Origin of the sequence: Daejeonella sp., from assembly GCF_036405355.1 — a bacterium.
Taxonomy (GTDB): domain Bacteria; phylum Bacteroidota; class Bacteroidia; order Sphingobacteriales; family Sphingobacteriaceae; genus Daejeonella.
Genome location: NZ_DASWXT010000030.1, coordinates 43,457 through 66,072 on the forward strand (window position 1 = coordinate 43,457; position 22,616 = coordinate 66,072).

Genomic DNA, 22,616 nt, shown 5'->3' on the forward strand with positions numbered 1-22,616 from the left:
TTAAAAACAGCAAAATAATGCAAATAGAATTAATGATAATAAATATTTGATAATTAGCTATTTAAGATTATTTTTCAAATAAATCTATATAATTATTTAGAGATCAATAATTTAATTTGCATTATTAATATAATTATATATTTTTATTGCATAAAACAGCATTTGTATATTTTTAACTAAAAATCTGATTATGGAAATTATTTCTTTACTCTTAAGCAAAACAAGGAAGTGCTTGCAGTCTGGGCTGCTATGCGTTTTTTTGCTCACATCCGGGGTGGTATTTGGATATGCTGCTCCCATTATGCCAAAATGCACATATCCCGGGCATGAATTGATGATCCCTATCAAAGGGAAAGTGACCAACGATAAAGGAGAACCCTTACCAGGAGCCAGTATCAGGATAAAAGGTGGCAATTATACCGTTTCAACTGATAGCAAAGGAGAATTTGTTATTGAAGCTGATATATCTGGTACTTTGATCATATCCTATACTGGCTATAAGACCATGGAACTGGCTCTTAATAACAGGAATGTGGGTATTGTTGCCGTCCTTCAGGAAAATGTTTCACAGCTGGGGGAGGTTGTCGTAACCGCGCTTGGGGTTAAAAGAGAGCGTAGAGCATTAGGCTATTCGGTAACTGAGATTCAGGGATCTGATTTTACTGAGGCAAGGGAGACTAATATTGCTAACTCCCTGGTTGGTAAAGTGGCTGGTGTGAATGTCAATTCTGTTTCAGGAGGGCCAGGCTCGTCGGCCAATGTTATTATCAGAGGTATTTCCAGTTTGTCGGGGAATAATCAACCACTCTATGTAGTAAATGGGATCCCCATAAATAATGAGCCGCAAGGTAATAATGAGGGTCAGTATTCCAGATCCCCGGATTTGGGTGATGGTATTTCAAATATTAATCCAGATGATATTGCTTCAATTTCTGTATTGAAAGGCGCTGCAGCCTCGGCTTTATATGGATTTCGTGCAAAGTATGGTGTGATTTTGATAACAACTAAAAGTGGTACAGACAAAGGTCTTGTTGAATTTAATTCAAATTACGTTTCAGAACAAGTGATGAATTTAACGGACTGGCAATATGTTTACGGTAATGGCGGTAATAATAATAAGCCTGCAAACCAGTCGACGGCGTTTGATACCGGATCTTCGAGCTGGGGAGCAAAGCTTGATGGCACTGATGTTATTCAGTTTGACGGAGTTCTGCGTCCTTATTCTGCTCAGAAAAATAATATTAAAAACTTTTACCGATCTGGCGGAACTTTTACAAATACAATAGCATTCAGTAAGAATTTTGGTGAAGGATCTATAAGGTTTTCGGCCAGTAACCTGGGAAACCTTTCTGTAGTTCCTAATTCTGATTTGCAAAGACAGACCTTCAATTTTTCCGGAAGCTTTAATCTATCTAAAAGGCTGACCATTGATGCCCGGGCAAATATGATAAGAGATAAAGCGGATAACCGACCGATACTGGGTGATCTTGCCGGAAATTCAAACTATAACGTGATGTTCCTTCCAACCAGTGTTGATGTCAGGGCTCTGAAACCGGGCACTAAAGCCGATGGTACGGAATTACAGTTCGTTAATAATGCTTACGCAACAAACCCCTGGTTTACAAGCAAATATTTTGTAAATAATACTTTGCGGAACCGTTTGATTGGATCTGCAAGTGCCCGATATACATTCGAAGGTGGATTTTTTATAGAATTACGTGGCGGCCAGGATTCTTATAATGATCGTTATACAAGTGTTGTTCCCAATGGCACGGCTTATTATCCGCTTGCTAATCAGCATATTTCGGAACGATTCAGTAAGGTTTCACAATTCAATGCTGATATCTATTTAGGAGGGCGGTCATTTAAAATTTTACCTGATCTTAAAATTACTCCAAGCGCAGGAGCTAATCTGATGCAGGCCAGATCTGAAAGTACAACTCAAAACGGACTCAATTTTGCGGTGCCTTATGTATATAATATCCTGAATGCCAAAAATCAGTCAATTCAATATTTCAGACCCAGATCTGATGTTCAGGCAATATATGGTACTCTCGATATCGAATATAAAGGCATGTTCTATTTGAATGCCTCGGGACGTAATGACTGGTTCTCTGCATTATGGCCTTCAGATAAATTGGATATATTTTATCCTTCGATAAGTGGTTCCTTTGTATTTTCTGAGCTTCTCAACAATAGCTGGCTTAATTTTGGTAAGCTAAGGGCAGGCTGGGCTAATGTAGGAGGGGGGCTAGGGCCTTATCAAACCTTGCTGACCTACGGACTTCTTCCAGCACAGCTAAACGGGCAGCCCCTTGGAGTAATCAGCAACAGTTCTATACCTAATAATGAACTAAAGCCATCTAATGCGAGGGAACTTGAGATCGGTACAGAACTCAGAGTATTTAAGGACCGTTTACGGCTTGATCTGAGCTGGTATAACAAAAGATCCAGTAATGAAATCCTTTCAGCACCCGCTTCAACAACTTCCGGATACTCCGGAGTGGTGCTTAATGTCGGAGAACTGGAAAATAAGGGTTTTGAAGCATTAATAACGGGAGCGCCTATTAAAGGGAGTTCTTTTGTCTGGACTTCTTCTTTTAACGGTTCTGTCAACAATAATAAGGTTTTATCTTTATCCGCAGGCCAGGGCTCACTGGCTGTAGCAACTTCCAGGACAGGAACTGGGTTTACTCAGAATATAGTTGGAAAATCTTCTAATCAGATTATGGCTTTCGATAATAAATACGATGCCAATGGGAATATCGTACTGCTGGCCAATGGGATTCCCGACAGGGGTACACTAACTGCCTGGGGCTCAGCCTACCATAAATGGACAGCTGGCTGGAACAATGAGTTCTCTTATAAAAGGCTTAATTTGTCATTCCTGATTGATGGGAAGTTCGGGGCAAAGATCTTTTCTGCCACCGATGCTATAGGATACACCAGCGGTTTACATAAAGGAACATTAGACCGGGAGAAAAGTTTCGGCTCGATCAATGCCCAAACCTATTATACCCAAAGTGCAGCCAACGTTTCCAAAATGTTCGTTTATGATGCAAGTTTTATAAAGTTCCGTCAGTTTACCCTTGGCTATTCCTTCCCGCCTGCTATGTTTGATAATCTTGTGAAAGGGGCTTCCTTAAGTTTTGTAGGCCGGAATCTATTCATCCTGATGAAAAAGACGGATAATATTGATCCTGAGGCCAGTTATGGTGGTATTAGTCAGGGTCTGGAGCTTGGAGGAGTACCTCCTGTCAGGACCTTTGGCTTAAACCTGGCAGTAAAATTCTAAGTAAATAAACTTTAAAATTCAAAGCATGAAAAAGATTTGTAAAAAATACATTCAGGTTGTCTTTTTGGCAGCGTTTCTGATTGTGGGATGTACCGATAATTTTGATAAACTGAATACCAATCCTGTGGCATACGGCAGCAATAATTTTAACCCAAATTATCTGCTCACCACCTCCCAGCTAACCTATACTGGTTCAACAGATTTTAGTTATGAAACATGGAGGTCTAACCTGATCTATTGCTCTACCATGATGCAGCAGTTCTCAACCACCCTTGGATACTGGGCAGGTGATAAATATACATTGAATGCAGCTTATGCTACCGCATACTGGGATGTTGCATACCCTGAACAGGTGAAGCCGGTTGTTGACCTGGTGGAATTTACCAGAGCAAAAGCTCAGTACAAAAACCTTCATCAGATAGGGCGCATTATGAAGGCTATGATCCTTCAGCGTATTACTGATTTGTATGGTGATGTGCCATATTTTGAGGCTGGAATGGGGTATTACAGTAAGGCCTATTTTCCAAAATACGATAATCAGGAGGCTATTTATATGGATATTTTAAAGGAACTGGAAGAGGCAACAAATAGTCTGGATCCGGCTGCTGATAAGCCAACTGGTGATGCATTCTACAATGGCGATATCCTAAAATGGCAACGTTTTGGTAATACATTAATATTACGTGCTGCAATGCGTCTTACCAAGGCTAAGCCAGATCTGGCCAAAACTTATGTTCAGAAAGTGCTTGGAAAAACTATGCAGAGTAATAGTGATAATGCATTTCTGGTTAATAATGCTGCTGGAGGGCGTGCCACCATAAACCGGAATAGTCAGGTATTAAATGGCCCTCCTGAAAATGTGGAGATTAAATGGTCACAAACATTTATCAATCATCTAAAAAATACAAATGATCCCAGGTTAAGCGTAATTTCAGTGCGGAATGGTAATAATAATGTTCCTGCCAGTCAGATAGGAATGCCTAATGGGTATGACGTGGGTACAATCAGGAATATCAGTACTGCACCTCAATATCCGGGTGACAGACTTTCTTATTCGGGACCTTCTGCTATTTTCAGGAATAATGATGGCCCAACCTTTATTCTCACTTATGCTGAATCTGAATTGCTTCTGGCAGATGCAGCGGTCAGATTTGGAATAGGTGGCAGTGCCGGGGATCATTACAAGAATGGTGTCAGAGCTGCCATAACTTTTCTGAGTCAGTATAATGCGTCTGCAGCAATCAGTGAAACTGTAGCCAATGATTTTTTGACAGCAAATTCTTATGATCCCGCAAATGCATTGAGTCAGATCAACACACAGTACTGGATCAACGCCGCTACTATGTTAGATTTCTATGAATCATGGAGCAATTGGAGAAGAACGGGAATTCCGGCCCTTGTTCCAACTAATTATCCTGCAAATGTTACAGGTAATACTATTCCCCGCCGCTTTCCTTATCCGGTAAGAGAGGCAAATACGAACCCGGTAAATTATAAACCTGCCCATGATGCCGTTCCCGGAGGAGATCTCTTATCGGGAAGAGTTTGGTGGGATACGCAATAAGTTTTACTGCTGGTTTTGATAAAATAAAGGCCGTCCCCTATCTGGGGGTGGCCTTTGTTTTTATAATGAGCAAATTATCCATTCTCAACTCTCATTTCTCACATCTCACATCTCACATCTAACGTCTCACCTCTCACCTCTCATGACATTTATACCACTTTTACTTCCTTCGCATATTTCTTAAGTTTTTCATGATTCGGATCGCTTTCTGTAAACAGGTAATCCAGACTATTGATATTGCATACCTGAAGTTTATGGCTGCAATCAAGTTTTTCAGTGATACTTAAAAGTGCCGTTTTTTTAGAGGATTTGATCAGTGCCTTCTTTGTTTGAACAACATCCCAGTCATAATCCGTAAGTCCTTCATCTACAGATAAGCCATTTGATCCCAAAAAGCATAAATCAACTTTTATCTCTGCAAGCTGACTGACAACAGAAGCGCCTGTGCAAATATAAGAATTAGGTGAGAGCTGACCAGCCAGCAGGATTACATCAACACTAGAACGTTGTGCTACTTCAAGTGCTACAAGCGGACTGACAGTAAAGAAGGTGCCTTTTAGATTTTCAGGGATCATTCTTGCTAATTCAAGCATGATTGTTCCTCCGCCAGTAAGAATAAACATGCCGTCCTGTATAAGATTCAGGGCCTTCTTTGCAATGATCTTTTTCTTTTCCTGAGCATAAACCGCAGGTGGCTGGAAAGGCTGATGAAAGCTTTTGGATAAAGCGCCCCCATGTACTTTTATTATTTTCCCGTTCTTCTCAAGTTCAGTAAGGTCTCTCCGAATTGTATCCAGAGAAACATCGAAAAGGGAGCATAAATCGGCTGTATGAACCTTGTTGCGTAGGTTAATCTCATTTAAAATCAGACTTTGCCGTTCTTCTTGTAACATGTTCTGGGTTTTAATATTTTTTTGGCACTCAAATATAAATTTAATGCTTTGTCTTGAGCTAATATAAAGACGATTAATTTGAAGATGTATTATAAAATTAGTTTTGCGTAATAATGCAATATTTATATATTTGAAATGTAAAACAGCACAATGTCGCATATTTAACTTTTTTATGAAAACAATCAAAACCGTTTTTTTATTCTTTCTTGTTCAGTTTTCAGCGATATGCATTTCCGCACAGGAAAAGCCTGAATCCTGGATCAGGATTAATCAAATGGGTTATCTGAATTCTGCTGTGAAAGTGGCCGTTCTGGGCTCAAAGAATTCAGAAAGGTTTAAATACTTTGAACTGGTTGATGCATCTTCGTCTAAAGTGGTTCTGAAGAAAGTTGTCAGTAAAGATTTCGGAGCTTACGGCCCTTTCAGTAGATCTTTTCGCCTTGATTTTACAGAGTTTAGATCTGCCGGGACTTATTATCTTCAGGCAGGCTCCGTCAGGTCGACGGAATTTAAGATTGGAAATGATACGTATAAAGGTGCCGCTGATTTCGCTTTACGCTACATGCGACAACAACGATGCGGATATAATCCATACCTGAGGAAGACCTGCCATCCACTCGATGGTTATACAGTTTATGGTCCGATGCCTGAACATACCTATGTGGATGTAACAGGTGGCTGGCATGATGCATCTGATTATCTTCAGTATTCAACTACTTCGGCCAATGCTACCTACAATCTTCTTGCTGCTTACCGCGATTTTCCTGAAGTATTTGTTGATCAGTATCTTACAAACGGTCTTGACGGTAGGAACGGGACGCCGGATGTGCTTGATGAGGCAAAATGGGGGCTTGACTGGCTGCTGAAAATGCATCCGCGTAAAGACTGGATGTTTAATCAGATCGCTGATGACCGCGATCATGCCGGATACCACATGCCGGATGTTGATTCGGTTGATTATGGTTTTGGAAAAGGTACCGGGAGGCCTGTTTATTTCATTACTGGTGAGCCTCAGGGATTAGGTAAATTTAAGAATAAGGCTACAGGTGCGGCCTCAACGGCAGGAAAATTTGCAAGCGCATTTGCCCTGGCGTCGCAGGTTTACAATTCAAAAGATCAGTTTCTGGCTGATACATACCGCAGCCGTTCGCTTTCGGCCTATGAATTTGGTCTGGCTAAACCCGGACTCGCGCAAACAGCTTCGGTTAAATCACCTTATATCTATGCTGAAGGAAATTGGGTTGATGATATGGAACTGGGTGCGGCATCCATTTATCAGCTTACCGGAGAAAAAAAATACCTTGAACAGGGGCTTAAATACAGCAAGGAGGAAACCATCACACCCTGGTTTGGAGCCGATACCGCGAATCATTATCAGTGGTATCCTTTTCTGAATATGGGGCATTATGAACTGGCACAGAAGGCAAATGGTGAGGAAAAGGCAAAACTTATCAGTTATTACAAGGCAGGAATTGAGAAAGTATGGCAAAAAGCAAAGGGTAATGCTTTTTACAGGGGAATTCCCTTTATCTGGTGTTCTAATAATTTAACAGCGGCATTTGCAATACAATGTTATCTGTATCGCAAAATGTCGGGTGATGATACCTATATTCAACTTGAACAGGCAAGTTTCGACTGGTTGTTTGGCCTGAATCCATGGGGTACCAGTATGGTCTTTGGTCTGCCAGCTCAAGGAGAAACGCCTGTGGATACCCATTCTTCATTTACATTATTACATAATTATCCGCTTGATGGCGGCCTGGTTGATGGACCTGTTTATGGCAATATATTCAATAACCTTATTGGTATAAAGTTACTGCAGCCTGATGAATTTGCAGAATTTCAATCCAAGCTAGCTGTTTATCATGATGATATCGGGGATTACAGTACCAATGAACCGACAATGGATGGAACAGCAACATTGATCTATTTACTGGCTGCAAAGGAAAATGACTCAGGAGAGGGGGCTCCCGAAAAAAAGTAATTATTGATAATAACGGGGCAATCATCCGTGGTAATGTTTCCAAAAAGGAGATCAGCCTGGTTTTTACTGGAGATGAATTCGCTGATGGAGGAGATGTGATCAGAGAGGCTTTGCAGAAAAATAAAGTTCCCGCGTCATTTTTTCTGACTGGAAATTTTTATTCGAATCCGGCTTTTGCTCCCCTGATCCGGAGACTCAAAAGTTATGGACATTATCTGGGAGCTCATTCAGATAAGCATCTTTTGTATGCCGACTGGACCCAAAGGGATAGTTTACTTGTCAGTAGGGAGCAGTTCAGAACAGATCTGGATAATAATTACGGACGTATGGCAGCTTTCGGGATTAAGAAAACTGATGCACTATACTTTTTACCACCTTATGAATGGTACAACCAGACAATTGCGAACTGGACAGTTGAAATGGGGTTTAAACTTATAAATTTTTCTCCGGGAACACGCTCAGCTGCAGATTATACTTTCCCTGAGATGGGATCATTATACAAATCATCTGATGAGATTTTCCGTTCGGTTATCAGCAGGGATGAAACAGATCCGAACGGTTTGAACGGGTTTATTTTACTTATGCATATTGGAACTGATCCACGCAGGGCAGATAAATTTTATAACAGGTTGGATGAATTACTAAGGGAGCTAAAAAAAAGAGGGTACACATTTATCAGCCTAAAGCAAATATAAGTTGAATTTAGAATATGAGGATTTTATGTCAGTACTTGGAATTGATTTAGGCGGCACTAAAGTGGCAATTGCAATGTTCAGTGAAAGTGGTGAACTCCTTAAAAAGGAAACTGCAGCGCTTGATCACCGGACGGGTTCATCAGTTGCTGAGTTAATATGTGATGTGCTAAAAGGTTTTCTTGAAATTGAAGCTAAAGATCCGGTACGCGCAGTGGGTGTATCAGTCCCGGGAATTAGCAGGAGCAAAAGCGGAACCGTCTGGGCTCCCAATATTAAGGGCTGGGAAGACTATCCTTTATTAAAAGAGTTGCAGGCACTTTGTGGTACTATCCCGGTAAGTATTGACAGTGACCGCGCCTGTTATATTTTAGGTGAACTCTGGCAGGGTAATGCCAGGGGCTGCAAAGATGCGATCTATTTATCAGTTGGTACCGGCATTGGCGCGGGCATTTTAATCAACGGGAACATATTACGTGGGTCTCAGGATATTGCAGGATGTATTGGATGGATGGCCCTTGATCGTCCTTTTAAGGAAAAATATACTTCCTGCGGATGTTTTGAGTACCACGCTTCAGGTGAGGGTATTGCCAAGGTGGCAAGAGAACTGCTTGCTTCCATGCCGGAGTACTCAGGTGAACTTAGGGATGGGGATCCCGGAAACATTACCGCTGCTGATGTGTTTAATGCGTATGAGAAAAGGGATAGGCTGGCTGTGGAGGTTATGAAACAATGTGTCGAATTCTGGGGTATGGCCGTGGCGAATCTGATCAGTCTGTTCAATCCTGAAAAGATCATTTTCGGAGGAGGGGTGTTTGGGCCGGGGGTACAGTTTATCTCAGATATTCAGCAGGAAGCTAATAAATGGGCGCAACCGATATCTGCAACGCAGGTAAGTATGGAAGAGTCGGGGGCAGGGGGAAATGCGGGTGTGATTGGAGCCGCTTATCTCGCATTGCAATCGGTTAAAAATATATAAATCCTTAGATATGTATAGATCCAGATTAGTTTTTTTTGCGGCCTGCCTCGGTATGTTACTATTCGGTATCGGATTGATCACCCTTGGTTCGGTTGCTACCGGATTGAAAGCTAAATTTTCCCTTGATGATTTGTCGACCGGTTCCTTGTTTTCGATCTTGCCAATAGGCATTTTGACCGGTTCTCTGATATTCGGCCCACTTTGTGATAAATATGGGTATAAAGTATTTCTTATTATTTCATGCCTGTTAATGTTTACGGGATTTCAGGGAATCGCCCATACTGCATCGATCAGCCTGCTAAAAATGTATATATTTCTATTTGGACTCGCATGCGGTGCGATAAATGGAGTTGCAAATGCGGTTGTTTCCGATATCAGCCTTGTGAACAAGCGTTCTAATCTGAGCCTGTTAGGGGTCTTTTTTGCAATAGGGGCATTGGGCATGCCCTTAATACTGGGGGTGCTTGAGAACCTTTTCAGCTTCAGCAAGGTCATTTCCTATGTTAGTTTCCTGACGCTTATTGCTACTGTATTTTTTATTTCAATCAGGTTTCCGCCGCCTAAGCAGTTGGGTGGTTTACCCCTATTGAAGGGAATTAAACTGATTCAGGATCAGACCCTTATACTGATCTCTCTGTTTCTGTTTTGCCAGAGCAGTTTTGAAGGAATTATCAATAACTGGACCACCAGCTACCTGATCGGACAACTCTCCATTTCACAAAACAAGGCACTTTTTGCTCTTTCATTGTATGTTGCAGGGATGGCAGTGATGCGCTTATTAATCATCAGTATCTTCCGTAATGTTAAATCACCGAACATTCTGATTATATCATTCTTTTTGCTTTTCCTCGGTTGTACATTTTTAAAAGCAGGACAATCGTTTCCAATAGCCGTTAGCGGACTGATACTGATTGGTGCCGGCCTTGCAGCCGGTTTTCCGGTCATGCTGGGCATTGTTGGCGCCAGGTATTCCGATCTTTCGGCTACCGCATTCAGCTTTGTGCTGGTAACTGCCCTTCTGGGAAATATGATGGTCAATTACCTGATGGGCATGATCGCTCAAATTTATGGAATAAAGCATTTAACCACTGTGGCCTATTTCGAGATTGCCCTCATGGTGGTCCTCACATTTACGATTATTAAGAAACTCAATTATAACACTATAAAAAAACAATAATATGTTAGCACAACAATGGCTTAAGAATGCACGGGATATTATGACCCGGATCGAGGAAACTCAAATGGAAAACATCCGCAAAGCTGCGGAGATAATGGCCGATTCAATTGAAGCAGGCCGCTGGGTTCATACTTTTGGTTGCGGTCACGCAACTATTCCGGTGGAAGAGATGTATCCGCGGATAGGCGGATTCGTAGGTTTTCACCCGATGATCGAATTACCCCTGAGCTTCTTTACCAGGATAACCGGTGAGATGGGAGTACACCAGTTTGTATTTCTTGAAAGGGTAGAAGGCTATGGAGTTGAAATTATGAAGGGTTATACTTTCGATACCCGGGATACGATGTGGCTTTTCTCCCATACCGGTATCAATAATGTGAATATTGATGTTGCACTGGAAGCGAAAAAGAAGGGGATGAAAGTGATCGTTTTCGGATCAGCCTCTGAAGCGGTGGGTAAAAAGACCCGTCACTCAAGCGGTAAAACAATTTTTGATATAGCTGATCATGTTGTTGATACCTGCGCACCTATTGGAGATGCCTCAGTGAAACTTAAAAACCATCAGGATAAGGTAGGCCCGGTTTCAACGATGGCTTTTATAACCTGTGTATGGATGACCGTGACTACAGTAGCAGAAATTCTTGCAGACAGAGGTGTTAAATTATTCATTCATCCTTCGCATAATGTTCCTGGGGATGATACGGCCAAAGAGAGACTGGAAGATGCTCTTGCAGAATACAAGAGAAGAATCGCAGGAGTATAAATTTAAACGCTGACAGGGTTCCAAACCCTGTCAGCTTTGATCCGGTCTGCTCATCAGAAGATTCCATTCAACGGATGATTGAAATTATCTGCTGATGAAGTATATTTAAGCCTGTTCTAACCTAAAATTGATTCTATGAAAATTTTAATAGCTGTTTTTCTGCTCCTTTTGGGTATTGCCACAGAAAACCATGCCCAAACCAGGTCTGAGAACCTGTTTTACATGGTGAATACTCCCGAATCATTTGAAAGTTTTAAGGCCAATGCTGCCCAGATCTCCATCGTTTGCCCGCAAACATTTCTTGTCAGCAAAGAAGGTGTACTTTCGGGTTCGGTTGACCCCCGGGTGCTTGCTCTGGCAAAGGCCAATCATGTCAAAGTAATGCCTTTGATAGTCAACAGCGGCTTCAATCAGAAATTGCTTCACGATATTGTTTCAAATCCTGTGGCACGTAAACGATCCATTGAAATGATGCTGGAATATGCTAAACAGTATGATCTGGACGGCTGGCAATTTGATCTTGAGGGTCTGCATATCTCCGATATGGATAATTTTACCCTGTATTTTAAAGAAACAGCGGATGCCTTGCATAAAGCAGATCTTCAGCTATCTGCAGCTCTGGTCCATGCAACGGAAAATGTTGGCGGACCCTCTGCCTATCATCTGTTCTTATATGAAAACTGGCGTGCAGGATATTCACTGAAAGAGCTTTCAGAGATCGGCGATTTTATATCCATCATGACCTATGATCAGCATACCAGGCGTACCCCTCCGGGACCGGTTGCCAGTCCGGAATGGATGGAAAAAGTGATCAAACATCTTCTTGCTCAGGGAGTAGCACCGGGTAAACTGTCTATGGGGATTCCAAATTATTCGGTTCACTGGTTTACAGACTATACGGAAGAAAGGGGAGGTTTCGCAAATGGCCGGAGTGCCAAATATCCTATGGTTCAGCATCTTCTCGGACAGTATAATGCTGTAAAACAATGGCATGAAAAAGCTCAGGTTAACTGGGCAATGTGGGATAATGACGGAGTGTTTGAGTATTTGTTTATAGAGGATGCCCGTTCATTGAAACCAAAGCTGGATGTTCTGAAAAAATACAATTTAAGAGGTATTTCTGTTTGGGTGCTGGGAGGCGAAGATCCGGAATTTTGGGGCGTACTGAAGAAGGAAGTGGTCAAAACCATCCGGTGACTTAGAGTTGAGTTATAGGACGAACACACAACACATAGTATACAAATTACAACTCTCACCCATGTTAAAAATCGGCATCATCGGTTTAGGGGATATCGCTCAAAAGGCATATCTTCCGGTATTGTGCAGCAAGGATCTCGAAATTCACCTTTTTACCCGTAATCAGGAGCGTCTTACCCAAATCGGCAGGCAATACAGAATTACTAATCTTCATCTCAGCTTTGAATCTATCCTCGAAAGTGGTATCAAAGGTGCATTTGTTCATACTTCAACTGAATCCCATGAAAGTATCATAGAACAGCTTCTCAGGCATAATATTCATGTGTATGTGGATAAACCTATAACTTATGATTTTGCTTCTTCCAAAAGGCTGATTGATCTCGCAGAAAGCCGAGGCCTGAATCTGATGGTTGGTTTTAACAGAAGATATGCTCCGGCCTACCGGGAACTGAAGCAGGTCAAAGATCCGAACATGATCATTCTTCAAAAGAATCGTCATTCCCTCCCGGGGGATATAAGAACCTTCGTTTTCGATGATTTTATTCATGTTCTTGATACCATGCGCTATCTTTTTGACAGACCGGTTGAAGAAGTCCTGATAAGAGGTATGAAAAGGGATGGATTATTGAATCATGTTGTGGTTCAACTGATTGCTGAAAATGGTTCTACTGCTATTGGTATTATGAACAGGGATTCAGGCACCCTCGAGGAGAAAGTAGAAATATTTAGCACAGAAGAAAAGAAGACCGTTGTTAATATGACCAACTTGAGTACCATGCGTCAAAAGACCGAAATCTCAAGCGGAATTAACGACTGGGAATCGACTTTATCGAAACGCGGTTTTGAAAGTATTATTCAGGATTTCCTCCAGACACTTGAAAATGGTAACAAACCTCAATTCAGTATGCAGGATGCCTTGCTGACTCATGAGATGTGCGAGAATGTGGTTAATCAATTGACAATTGATAGTTGACAGTTGAGCTATCGGGTTGAGAATGATTAATCTTTGTTTTTGACCCTATTTTTTAGTATATTGATAAATACTTCAGGTTATCAATTTCTCCATAAACAATTCACGTAAGCTTATACCGACCTTATAGGGTCCTTATACCGACCTTATACCGATATAGGTATGGTATAACAGTAGTATAACAAGTATCTGGCAAGCCTCTCGTAATTCTGAGATCAGAAAAGAGATAGCATTTCAGGTGTTAGGTTGGTACTCTGATTTTTTGTTAACTTCACTTGATAATTGCAAATGGGAGGGTGTCATTCCTGCCTGCCGCCAAGGCTGACGCAGAAAGGATCTGGAGCTAAACAAATTACTGCTTGCGAAAATTTCTTTCGTAAATACCAATCCAATCTTCTACACTAATTCTTTTGACCAATTGCCCAATTAGTTCGTATGGTATCTGCTCGGGTTTTTTAAACCGCAGACAACTTTTACCCATGTCTCTTTTAGCGGAAGTATGTTTGGGATATTCTTCAAGAAACCAATCCATTGTTTTCTTATCAGCATATAACCCCATATGGTAAAATGCAATAAAATTTTTCTGGGAAGCAAGCCCTATAAAGGGTAGTGGTAATTTAGGATTGCAATGATATCCTGCAGGATATATGGAATGTGGCACAACATAGCCAATCATTCCATAACTCATTTCCTCCGAAAAGCCCTTTGGCAGATTGTCGAGAATTACCTTTCTTAGGCGATTCATCCCTTCCTTCCGGTCTTCCGGAAGGGAGTCGAAATATTCCTGTGGGCTTGATGCTGTGGATTGCATAATTTTTATTTATTTACTTTCCATTGGTGAGAATGATCTTCCATAATCTCCCGCCCCCAGACAGGTAGTTCAGCCTTCAGTCTTTCTACGGTTTCATTGCAGGCGTCCATTGCAGCTTTTCGGTGCGCTGATGAGGTGAATACAAATAAGCAAATTTCGCCCGCTGCAACCTCTCCGAGGCTGTGATGCACATGCATACAGGTTAGTGGGTATTTGGCAAAAATATCCTCCCTGATCAGATGCATTTTTTCAATTGCCATATCTTCGAAGGCGGTAAAATCGATGGCTCTTACTTTACCGTTCCCGGTTTCGTCTGCCCTAACCTGGCCCAAAAATATACTATGGCCTCCGATTGCTTTCTGGGTACTGTGTTTTTGGATGCTTTCGGCAATGAATGTTGCAGGAATGGCACCCTGACTGAAGATGTTTTTAGGTTTTCTTTCTAACATTGCTTACAATTTGGATTTCTGCCAACCGGCGATTCCATCTTTTAAACTATATATTTTTCTCGACTTGCCAAAATGCTTGGACAGTATCTCAGCAGCACCTGCACTTCGTTTGCCGCTCTGGCAGAAAAGAATGATCGTTTCGGCTTTTATATCAGGAATTTGATCTTTCAGCCTGCTCAAGGGAATATTTATATGGTCAAAATCTTCTACCTGAGGTGTTTCTCCCGATTCCCTTACATCCACAAACTGGATGTTTTTGTCATGGATTTTTTCTTCAAACTCCTCCTGACTCAGCTCAAAAGCTGAATGAATTGAACAAAACCAATCATAGTTGAATTTTAGAAATGCCCCGGCATCTTCCGGAATCATTTTTCCGGTTTCAGGCATCGCGAGTAATTCCATCTCAAAAAAATGATTGTTGAGAGAATTGTAGGTTAGCAAACGATTGATCAGTGCATTTCCAATACCGGTGATCAGTTTAATGGTTTCATTCGCCATCATGGTTCCAATGATTCCGGGAAGTACCCCAATTACACCGGCTTCCTCACAATTTAAAACTTCCCCATCTGCGGGTGCCTGAGGGAAAAGATCTCGGTAATTGACTGCTATTTTTGTATCTGAAGGATGATTGAAAACGGCAAGCTGACCCTCAAAACGGGATATGGCACCATAGACGAGTGTTTTCTTCAGAATTACACAAGCATCATTAATGAGGTATCTGCTCGCGAAATTATCTGTTCCGTCCAGAATAATATCGAAGCCCTTGATTATGTCAAGTGCATTGGCATTACTTATTTTTTCGTTGAATACAATGACCTCAATATCCGGATTGATCTGTTCCAGCACATCCCCGGCTCTCAAAGCTTTTGAAAGGCCGATATCATGAACAGTGAATAAAACCTGACGGTGAAGATTACTTAGAGAAACCAGATCGAAATCAACAATCCCAAGCCTGCCAACTCCTGCACCCGCCAGATAAAGCAAGGCCGGACAACCCAAACCACCTGCACCAATGACCAGTACTTTTGCATCCTTTAGCTTTTGCTGGCCAATTTCACCAAGCTCTTTCAGGGAGATCTGTCGCTGGTATCTATTGTTCTTTGTGGGATTGCTCATAATCAGCCTCCTGAAAATGGTGGTAATAATGCGATATTATTGTCTCCGCTTAGACTTGTGTTCTCTTTGATTACTTTTTTATTTAAAGCTATAGCATATTTGGCATTCGCCAAAGATGGGTACATTTCATTCAAAGTTTTAATCAGTGTTTCTGTGTCAGGGATATCGTGAAGGATCATTTCTGTTTTTCCTGTGATATCTGCGAGTTGCCCGAATAAAGTAAGATGTACCTGCATATTATTCGATTTGTTTATGTAAAAATAAGCTTTATTCCTGCCAGCAGCAGCACAATCGCCAGTGTATTTTTTAAAATATTCTGGTTAAATTTCAATGAACCAAAATAAGATCCGCATAAACCTCCTGCAAAAGCAATGGCTACATAGCTAATCATATCCGGACTAAACTGAATGCCCTTACTCAGATGACCTGCCAGACCCGAGAAAGAGTTTACAAAAATAAATAAAGCACTGATCGCTGCGGTCTGTTTCTGGTCTGTCCATTTTAAAAGCAGCAAGACCGGAGAGAGAATGATTCCTCCACCTATTCCAATCAAACCGGATAAAAATCCAATGGATGAGCCAATAAGGATGGACAGGAATAAATTGTTTTTCCGGATCTCTTCTGTCTGGAAGTTGGCAAAGAAAAGGAAGCGTATCACGGGAATGAGCAGGAGTAAACCCAAGATTTTCTTGTAAAAATCAGCCTCTATGCTAATCAATCCTCCGGCAAAGGCCATGGGTACCGATGCAATGGCAAGTGGCAGAAATATATTCCATTTGAAGTGCTTTCCTCTATAAAACTGATAAAATGAGGTTAAAGATACAAAGAGGTTTAGCAGCAATGCTGTAGGCTTCATCACCTCAGGTGAAATAGCATAAATAGCCATAAGTGCAAGATATCCACTTGCACCTCCATGACCTACAGAGGAGTAGAGAAAGGCAACAATAAACAGTAAAATGTAAAAGAGATAGATACTTTCCATTCTCTCAAAATGAAGGTAAAAGATGAATTTCTACTTCCTCTCCGGCCAAATATTCTGTACGATTCTGATCTAGTTTGATCAGGCAATTAGCCTTTGCAAATGAACTTAGTCTGAAAGATTCCTGTGCTTTTAAGTCTTTTACAGTTTTTCCGTCAAAATATGCTTTTAGAAATTGTGTAAGACCAGCCGGTTTTTTTATATCAGTTTCCAGAACTGCATTCATCCTGATCAGTTCTTTCTCACGCTTGCTTAAGAGTTGGATTGCAGGATATACATATTCATAAAAGCAGGTTAATACTGATGCAGGATTTCCGGGCAAACCGAAAATATATTTATCATCTTTTTTTCCAAAATAGATCGGTTTGCCGGGCTTTTGTCTGATCTTATGAAAAATCTGTTCTACTCCGTTTGCTTCTGCTGCACGAATTACAAAGTCGTAATCACCAACACTTACCCCGCCGGTAAGCAAAACCAGGTTACTTTGTTCCATTGCAATTGCCAATACTTCTGTCAGAATTTTAAGATCGTCTTCGGCTGAAAATACATCTACATTCAATATTCCCAATTCCCTGATTGCCGCACTTAATGCATAAGAATTGGATTCATAAACCTGACCATAAGACAGTGGCAATCCGGGTTGCTGGAGTTCATTGCCTGTGAGGATTATGCTGATAGTTGGACGTGGGTGTACCATGAGTTCATGGATACCCAGTCCGGCCAGAAAGCCAATTGCAGGTGCATTCAGCAAACATCCCTTTTCAAGTGCGAGTTCACCTTTTTTTGCTTCGGAACCCTGAACTCTTACATTCTGGCCTGCTATTAAATTACTGTCTTTTATAATTAGTTTACCGTTCTGAATATCAACTTTTTCCTGCATCACCACAGTATCCGCACCCGGAGGGACTGAAGCTCCGGTGAAGATCCTGCATGTGTTATTTGCTTGCAAAAGATTCTGTTCGGCCAGGCCAGCCTGAGCAAGGCCTTCAATTTTAAGCGTATTGTATTTCTTCCAGCCTTGATAATTTATGGCATATCCATCCATTGATGACTGATTGAAGGGGGGGACATCGGTTAATGAATAAATGTCTTCTGCAAGGATTAAGCCTATAGCCGCCGAAATGGAAACTTTTATTGGATCAGGGCTTTTAATGTTTTCTCTGATCAAATTTTGCGCTTCTGAAACCTCAATAAATTCTGCCGGCATTCCTGTTGAATTTGTTAAGCAAATTTAAATTTCTATAAAATTTGGGGATTGGCAGTCAGAGCAACAAGCTTACCCCCCAATACTGATCATACTTCTGTTATGAAGATCCTCCGTATGGATCTTTTCAAAATCTTTGGTGAACTGTCCTCCCAATTCTTTTGCTTTTGAGCGGATACTATCCTGAATCAGTGGCAGAACATCATCTCCTTTTCTAAGTGCAGTTAGAAGATCAGTTTCTTCCTGAGAAAAAAGACAATTTTTCATTTTGCCATCGGCAGTAAGTCTCATCCTGTTGCAGCCCGCACAGAATGGAGAACTCATGGTACTAATAATGGCAAAAGTGCCTTTATGGCCCTCGATGCTATATTTTTTTGCTGTATCATGAATGTCGCCCTTCAGCGCTACCGGACTGTATTTTCTGCTGATTTCTTCCAGCATTTCTTTCCAGGTAAAAACCTGATTGCTAGTCCAGCGATTACCTTCAAAAGGCATAAATTCTATGAAACGGACGTGGACAGGTACATCCTTTGTCCAGGCAACAAAGTCATTGATCTCATGCTCATTCATTCCTTTCATGACCACTACATTCACTTTTACATGAAAGTTTCGGTCGATCATCAGGAGAATGTTGTCCATTACCTTTTTAAAACTATCTCTGCGGGTGATGATGTTGAATTTATCAGAATCAAGTGTATCCAGACTAATGTTTAATGAACTCACTTTTGCTTCTTCAAGTACATCCACAAAATCATGAAGGCGGGTAGCATTGGTTGTTAATGTGAGTTTGACAGGCAGTTTAGAAAGTCGAAGGATGATATCTGCTGCATCTTTCCGCACGAGCGGTTCACCACCTGTCAGCCGTATTTTGCTGACCCCATTATCGACAAAGAGTTTAGCTAAAGATTCAATTTCTTCGGGCTGCATCAGCCTTGAATGGGGCGTAAATTCATAATCTTCTTCAGGCATACAATAAAAGCAGCGCAAATTGCAATTGTCTGTAAGAGAGATTCTCAGATAATTATGAACCCGGTCAAATGAATCAATAAGCATGGTTAAAAGTACGCTATTTCACTAAATTTCTGTAATCATCAATTGTATCAATATCAATACTGCCCAGATCGAAAGGGATTACCTCAATTGATTCAGCGTACTTTTTAATCAATGACCTTGCTCCGGTATCCCCGTTCAGTGCTGAAAGTTCATCGAAATGCTTTTTAAGAAACAGGGCAGGAGTACCTTGTACATTTTCATAGCTGCTGGCCACAATTGAACTGCCGCTTTCCTTCTGCTTATCAATAAGGTCCTTCAATAATTTTGCATTGACAAATGGCTGATCACAAACCATCATTATCACAGCTTCAGTATCAGGATACAAATTATTCATTGTATTTATACCACACGCTACTGATGTGGCCATACCAATTTCCCAGTTTGGATTTTTAACAATAGCGATATGAATTGGATCAAGCCTTTCAGCAATTGCGTCCATATCTGAACCCAGGACGACAATTACTGGCCCTGCCTGACTTTCATGAGCAGCATCAATTGTATGCTGCAAAAGGTTTTTTCCCTGATATGAAAGGAGCTGCTTTGGCCTGCCCAATCGTGCTGAGCGGCCTGCTGCAAGAATAATTATAGTGTAGTTATCACTTCGCTCTTTTGCTGGCATCTTCCTCTTAATTTCTAGGATGGATAGGTGATCTTCTGTCCCTCAGAAAGCTGCCATCCCTGCCCGAAAAAGCAGCCCTGATTCCTGCAGCCAGTGATAAAGCGATTTCTTCAGGGTTTACTGCTCCGATATCGAGTCCAAGCGGGGCGTAAATTCTCGCCATTTCATCTCCTGTTATCGCTCTTCCTTCCTGCTCTAATTCGGCCCATATTCTCTCTGACCGGACTCTCGGTCCGAGCATGCCAATATAGGCAGCGTTAGTGTTCAGGACTTTTGGGAGATTTTTTTTATCTGTTTTATAATCATGTGACATGAGAATGATTGCCGTATGTTCATCAATTATCAAATCCGGAAACTCAGCCGGTGCCCTGATTTCATCAGCGATACCCTTTATTAATGAATTGACTTTAATCAATTCTGCAACAATACTTACACGCCAGCCAAGTTCTTTAAATAAGCGGCTCATCGGATAAACATCGTACTGATGACCCATCAAAACCACATGAATCTCAGGGGCTAAAATTTCAATAAAGAGTTGGGCTTTTCGGCCATCCTGACTTTCGAAGCTATTTGGAGCTGATTTTTTTTCAGATACCAGGTGTTGAATCTGCTTTTCTATTTCCGCCTCAAAAGTTCTGTCTCCAAAAATACTCAGATCGCCGGATCCTTTATATTTGATAATTTGGCCGGTTTTTGGCAATTGCCACCCTCCACTTAAACCAGTAATTGTAATCAGTGTATGCGTGTCTCTGCTTTCCTGTACGCATGATTTTAGTATCTCAACCTGATTTTGGGGATCGTCGAAATCCAAGGGACAAAAGAGTACATCGATAATTCCATTGCATCCCAGTCCGACTCCAATCTGATGCGGATCATCTTCACTGGTATCATAGGTGATCAGAGTAGGCCGGGAGCTATTTATTGCGAGACGCGCCCTTTTTAAGGCATCACCTTCAAGACAGCCGCCACTGATACCACCAATCCAGGTGCCATTATCCATCACCAGCATTCGTGCTCCGGTTCGTCTGTATGAAGATCCTTCTACCCGCACAACTGTTGCCAATGCAGCTTGCTGATTGGATTTATCCATTTCATCGTAAGCTTTAATTATGGCTTTAATTTCTTTCATTATTCAATAATATACACCTTCCCAATTAATTGTTGATCAGGTTTAATGAATCTAAGGATATAAGATTTGGGTCTGATCTGAAATTATATTATTTTGAATAATATAAATTTAGATGAGCTTACAAAAATCTTAATTTTTTAATTATGAAGAGCACATTATTTACGGCAGTTTTAATGTTTTCTGTTTTGTTTACATTCGGGCAAAGCGATAATCCCAAGTATGATCAGGTTTTAGCCAAATCTCTTGGCGGGGATGATTATGGCATGAAAATGTATGTATTTGTTATTCTTAAAACAGGAAGCTATAGTCCTGAGAAGAAGATCAGCGATAGTCTGTTTATGGGGCATATGCAGAATATTAAACGCCTGGCAGATTCCGGTAAATTGATCGTTGCCGGTCCGATGAAGAAGAATGACAAAAACTACAGGGGCATATTTATTTTAAATGCACCTAGTCTTGAAGAGGGCAGGCTTTTGGTAGACTCTGACCCGGCTGTTCAGTCAAAATTGCTTGATGCTGAGCTCTTTCAGTGGTACGGCTCAGCAGCGCTGCCTCAGTACCTGAAATATCATGAATTAGTCGAGAAAAAGAAAATGTAAGGCGATTAGAGAATAAACCTTATTTCCCAATCGCCTTTCTTACCGCCGGTGCCACTACCGAGCCATACAATTCAATCGATTTCAGGATGTTCTTATGAGGCATATCTCCCATACTCATCTGAGCCAGGAAACGGGTATGTCCAAAGAGTTCATGTTCATACAGAATCTTATCAATAACCTCCTGCGGACTTCCCACTAATAATGCGCCTTTTGGTGATCGGGAATATTCAAATTGCTGCCTGCTTAATGGCGACCAGCCACGTTCCTGTCCGATGCGGTTCATCATAGTTGCATACGATGGATATAATTCATCGGCGGCCTGTTGAGAATTATCTGCGATATAGACATGAGAGTTGATTCCTATTTGCAGTTCTGCAGGGTTTATGCCACTCTTTTCCGCAGTTTGGCGGTACAGGTTAATGAAAGGGACAAACTGTTCGGGCATACCGCCAATAATAGCCAATGCCAGAGGGAGGCCCAGTTTAGCTGCTCTGACTGCTGAAGCAGGAGTACCTCCTGCGGCGATCCAAACAGGTAGTGAATCCTGGTAAGGGCGGGGGTAGATTCCACGATTATCAAATGAAGGACGGTGTTTACCATGCCAGCTGAGTATTTCATGCTGATTAATTTGCAGGAGCAGATCCAGTTTTTCTGAAAAAAGTTCATCATAATCCTGCAGGCTATGTCCGAATAAAGGATAAGATTCAATGAAGGAACCTCTTCCGACCATAATCTCCGCCCTGCCTCCTGAGAGCTGATCTATAGTTGCGAAATCCTGAAATACCCTAACCGGGTCATCCGAGCTAAGTACAGTAACTGCACTGCTTAGTTTGATCGTTTTAGTCCGGACCGCTGCCGCTGCGAGAATAATTGCCGGAGAAGATACTGCATAGTCAGGCCGGTGATGTTCACCAATGCCGAACACATCCAGACCCAGCTGGTCGGCCAGCTCAATTTCTTCAAGCAGATCATTAATACGCTGATGGGTGTTTTTGCTTCTTGAGGTATTATCAGGAAGCATATCAGCGAAAGTATAGAGGCCTAATTCCATATCAGATTTTTAATTATTTCAGCGCAATGGTTCATTGGAATAATCAATTTTAAGAAATTCCATCTTCATTGCTGTATGCTGCAAATTTCGTT

At 41.4% G+C, this 22,616-nt stretch carries 21 protein-coding genes; 10 read left to right on the plus strand and 11 right to left on the minus strand.

The features are described 5' to 3' along the window. The first annotated feature begins 190 nt into the window (after positions 1-190). Both VGE44_RS03690 and VGE44_RS03695 read left to right on the plus strand, forming a co-directional pair. The gene (locus VGE44_RS03690; RefSeq protein WP_331076404.1) at positions 191-3,295 is read left to right on the plus strand and encodes a SusC/RagA family TonB-linked outer membrane protein; all 3,105 of its coding nucleotides are present in this window, start codon (positions 191-193) and stop codon (positions 3,293-3,295) included. A gap of 25 nt (positions 3,296-3,320) precedes the next feature. Beyond that, positions 3,321-4,859, plus strand: a complete 1,539-nt coding sequence (locus tag VGE44_RS03695) for a SusD/RagB family nutrient-binding outer membrane lipoprotein (RefSeq protein WP_331076405.1) — start codon at positions 3,321-3,323, stop codon at positions 4,857-4,859. A 149-nt stretch (positions 4,860-5,008) separates the two neighbouring features. Here VGE44_RS03695 and VGE44_RS03700 read toward each other — a convergent pair whose 3' ends face one another. Then, the gene (locus VGE44_RS03700; RefSeq protein WP_331076406.1) at positions 5,009-5,752 is read right to left on the minus strand and encodes a DeoR/GlpR family DNA-binding transcription regulator; all 744 of its coding nucleotides are present in this window, start codon (positions 5,750-5,752) and stop codon (positions 5,009-5,011) included. A 172-nt stretch (positions 5,753-5,924) separates the two neighbouring features. Here VGE44_RS03700 and VGE44_RS03705 point away from each other — a divergent pair, with 172 nt between their 5' ends. From VGE44_RS03705 to VGE44_RS03735, 7 genes are all read left to right on the plus strand, one after another. Further along, on the plus strand, positions 5,925-7,736 hold the full coding sequence (locus VGE44_RS03705; protein WP_331076407.1) for a glycoside hydrolase family 9 protein: 1,812 nt from the start codon (positions 5,925-5,927) through the stop codon (positions 7,734-7,736). A gap of 95 nt (positions 7,737-7,831) precedes the next feature. Further along, positions 7,832-8,431 (plus strand): polysaccharide deacetylase family protein, encoded by a 600-nt coding sequence (locus VGE44_RS03710; RefSeq protein WP_331076408.1) that lies wholly within the window; start codon positions 7,832-7,834, stop codon positions 8,429-8,431. Position 8,432: 1 nt separating this feature from the next. Continuing rightward, on the plus strand, positions 8,433-9,407 hold the full coding sequence (locus tag VGE44_RS03715) for an ROK family protein (RefSeq protein WP_331076409.1): 975 nt from the start codon (positions 8,433-8,435) through the stop codon (positions 9,405-9,407). 10 nt (positions 9,408-9,417) lie between these two features. Then, complete coding sequence (locus VGE44_RS03720) at positions 9,418-10,584, plus strand: MFS transporter (RefSeq protein WP_331076410.1); 1,167 nt, start codon at positions 9,418-9,420, stop codon at positions 10,582-10,584. A 1-nt stretch (position 10,585) separates the two neighbouring features. Beyond that, the gene (locus VGE44_RS03725) at positions 10,586-11,347 is read left to right on the plus strand and encodes a sugar isomerase domain-containing protein (RefSeq protein ID WP_331076411.1); all 762 of its coding nucleotides are present in this window, start codon (positions 10,586-10,588) and stop codon (positions 11,345-11,347) included. A 135-nt stretch (positions 11,348-11,482) separates the two neighbouring features. Then, the gene (locus tag VGE44_RS03730; protein ID WP_331076412.1) at positions 11,483-12,544 is read left to right on the plus strand and encodes a glycosyl hydrolase family 18 protein; all 1,062 of its coding nucleotides are present in this window, start codon (positions 11,483-11,485) and stop codon (positions 12,542-12,544) included. Between the two features lie 61 nt (positions 12,545-12,605). After that, positions 12,606-13,517: a Gfo/Idh/MocA family oxidoreductase gene (locus tag VGE44_RS03735; protein ID WP_331076413.1), complete on the plus strand. Its 912-nt coding sequence runs from the start codon at positions 12,606-12,608 to the stop codon at positions 13,515-13,517. A 349-nt stretch (positions 13,518-13,866) separates the two neighbouring features. On the opposite strand, the gene VGE44_RS03740 is transcribed toward VGE44_RS03735, so the two are convergent. The 9 genes from VGE44_RS03740 to VGE44_RS03780 form a co-directional block, all read right to left on the minus strand. Continuing rightward, positions 13,867-14,325, minus strand: a complete 459-nt coding sequence (locus VGE44_RS03740) for a DUF1801 domain-containing protein (RefSeq protein WP_331076414.1) — start codon at positions 14,323-14,325, stop codon at positions 13,867-13,869. Between the two features lie 5 nt (positions 14,326-14,330). Further along, positions 14,331-14,774 (minus strand): molybdenum cofactor biosynthesis protein MoaE, encoded by a 444-nt coding sequence (locus tag VGE44_RS03745; protein WP_331076415.1) that lies wholly within the window; start codon positions 14,772-14,774, stop codon positions 14,331-14,333. Between the two features lie 3 nt (positions 14,775-14,777). Beyond that, positions 14,778-15,890 (minus strand): HesA/MoeB/ThiF family protein, encoded by a 1,113-nt coding sequence (locus VGE44_RS03750; protein ID WP_331076416.1) that lies wholly within the window; start codon positions 15,888-15,890, stop codon positions 14,778-14,780. A 2-nt stretch (positions 15,891-15,892) separates the two neighbouring features. Beyond that, a complete protein-coding gene (locus VGE44_RS03755; protein ID WP_331076417.1) occupies positions 15,893-16,126 on the minus strand; it encodes a MoaD/ThiS family protein in 234 nt (77 codons plus the stop codon). Between the two features lie 14 nt (positions 16,127-16,140). Continuing rightward, a complete protein-coding gene (locus tag VGE44_RS03760; protein WP_331076418.1) occupies positions 16,141-16,872 on the minus strand; it encodes a sulfite exporter TauE/SafE family protein in 732 nt (243 codons plus the stop codon). A gap of 4 nt (positions 16,873-16,876) precedes the next feature. After that, on the minus strand, positions 16,877-18,076 hold the full coding sequence (gene glp / locus VGE44_RS03765; protein ID WP_331076419.1) for a gephyrin-like molybdotransferase Glp: 1,200 nt from the start codon (positions 18,074-18,076) through the stop codon (positions 16,877-16,879). A gap of 69 nt (positions 18,077-18,145) precedes the next feature. Beyond that, positions 18,146-19,126, minus strand: coding sequence for a GTP 3',8-cyclase MoaA (moaA, locus tag VGE44_RS03770; RefSeq protein ID WP_331076420.1), 981 nt, complete (start codon positions 19,124-19,126; stop codon positions 18,146-18,148). Between the two features lie 13 nt (positions 19,127-19,139). Then, positions 19,140-19,745 carry a nucleotidyltransferase family protein gene (locus tag VGE44_RS03775; RefSeq protein WP_331076421.1) on the minus strand — a complete coding sequence of 202 codons (606 nt, stop codon included), beginning with the start codon at positions 19,743-19,745 and terminating at the stop codon, positions 19,140-19,142. Between the two features lie 7 nt (positions 19,746-19,752). After that, positions 19,753-20,874: an XdhC family protein gene (locus VGE44_RS03780; protein WP_331076422.1), complete on the minus strand. Its 1,122-nt coding sequence runs from the start codon at positions 20,872-20,874 to the stop codon at positions 19,753-19,755. A gap of 143 nt (positions 20,875-21,017) precedes the next feature. Between VGE44_RS03780 and VGE44_RS03785 the strand changes: the two genes are divergently transcribed. Next, a complete protein-coding gene (locus tag VGE44_RS03785) occupies positions 21,018-21,473 on the plus strand; it encodes a YciI family protein (protein WP_331076423.1) in 456 nt (151 codons plus the stop codon). A 19-nt stretch (positions 21,474-21,492) separates the two neighbouring features. Here the strand turns inward: VGE44_RS03785 and VGE44_RS03790 are convergent, their stop codons facing one another. Then, a complete protein-coding gene (locus VGE44_RS03790; protein ID WP_331076424.1) occupies positions 21,493-22,524 on the minus strand; it encodes an LLM class flavin-dependent oxidoreductase in 1,032 nt (343 codons plus the stop codon). Positions 22,525-22,616 lie beyond the last annotated feature (92 nt).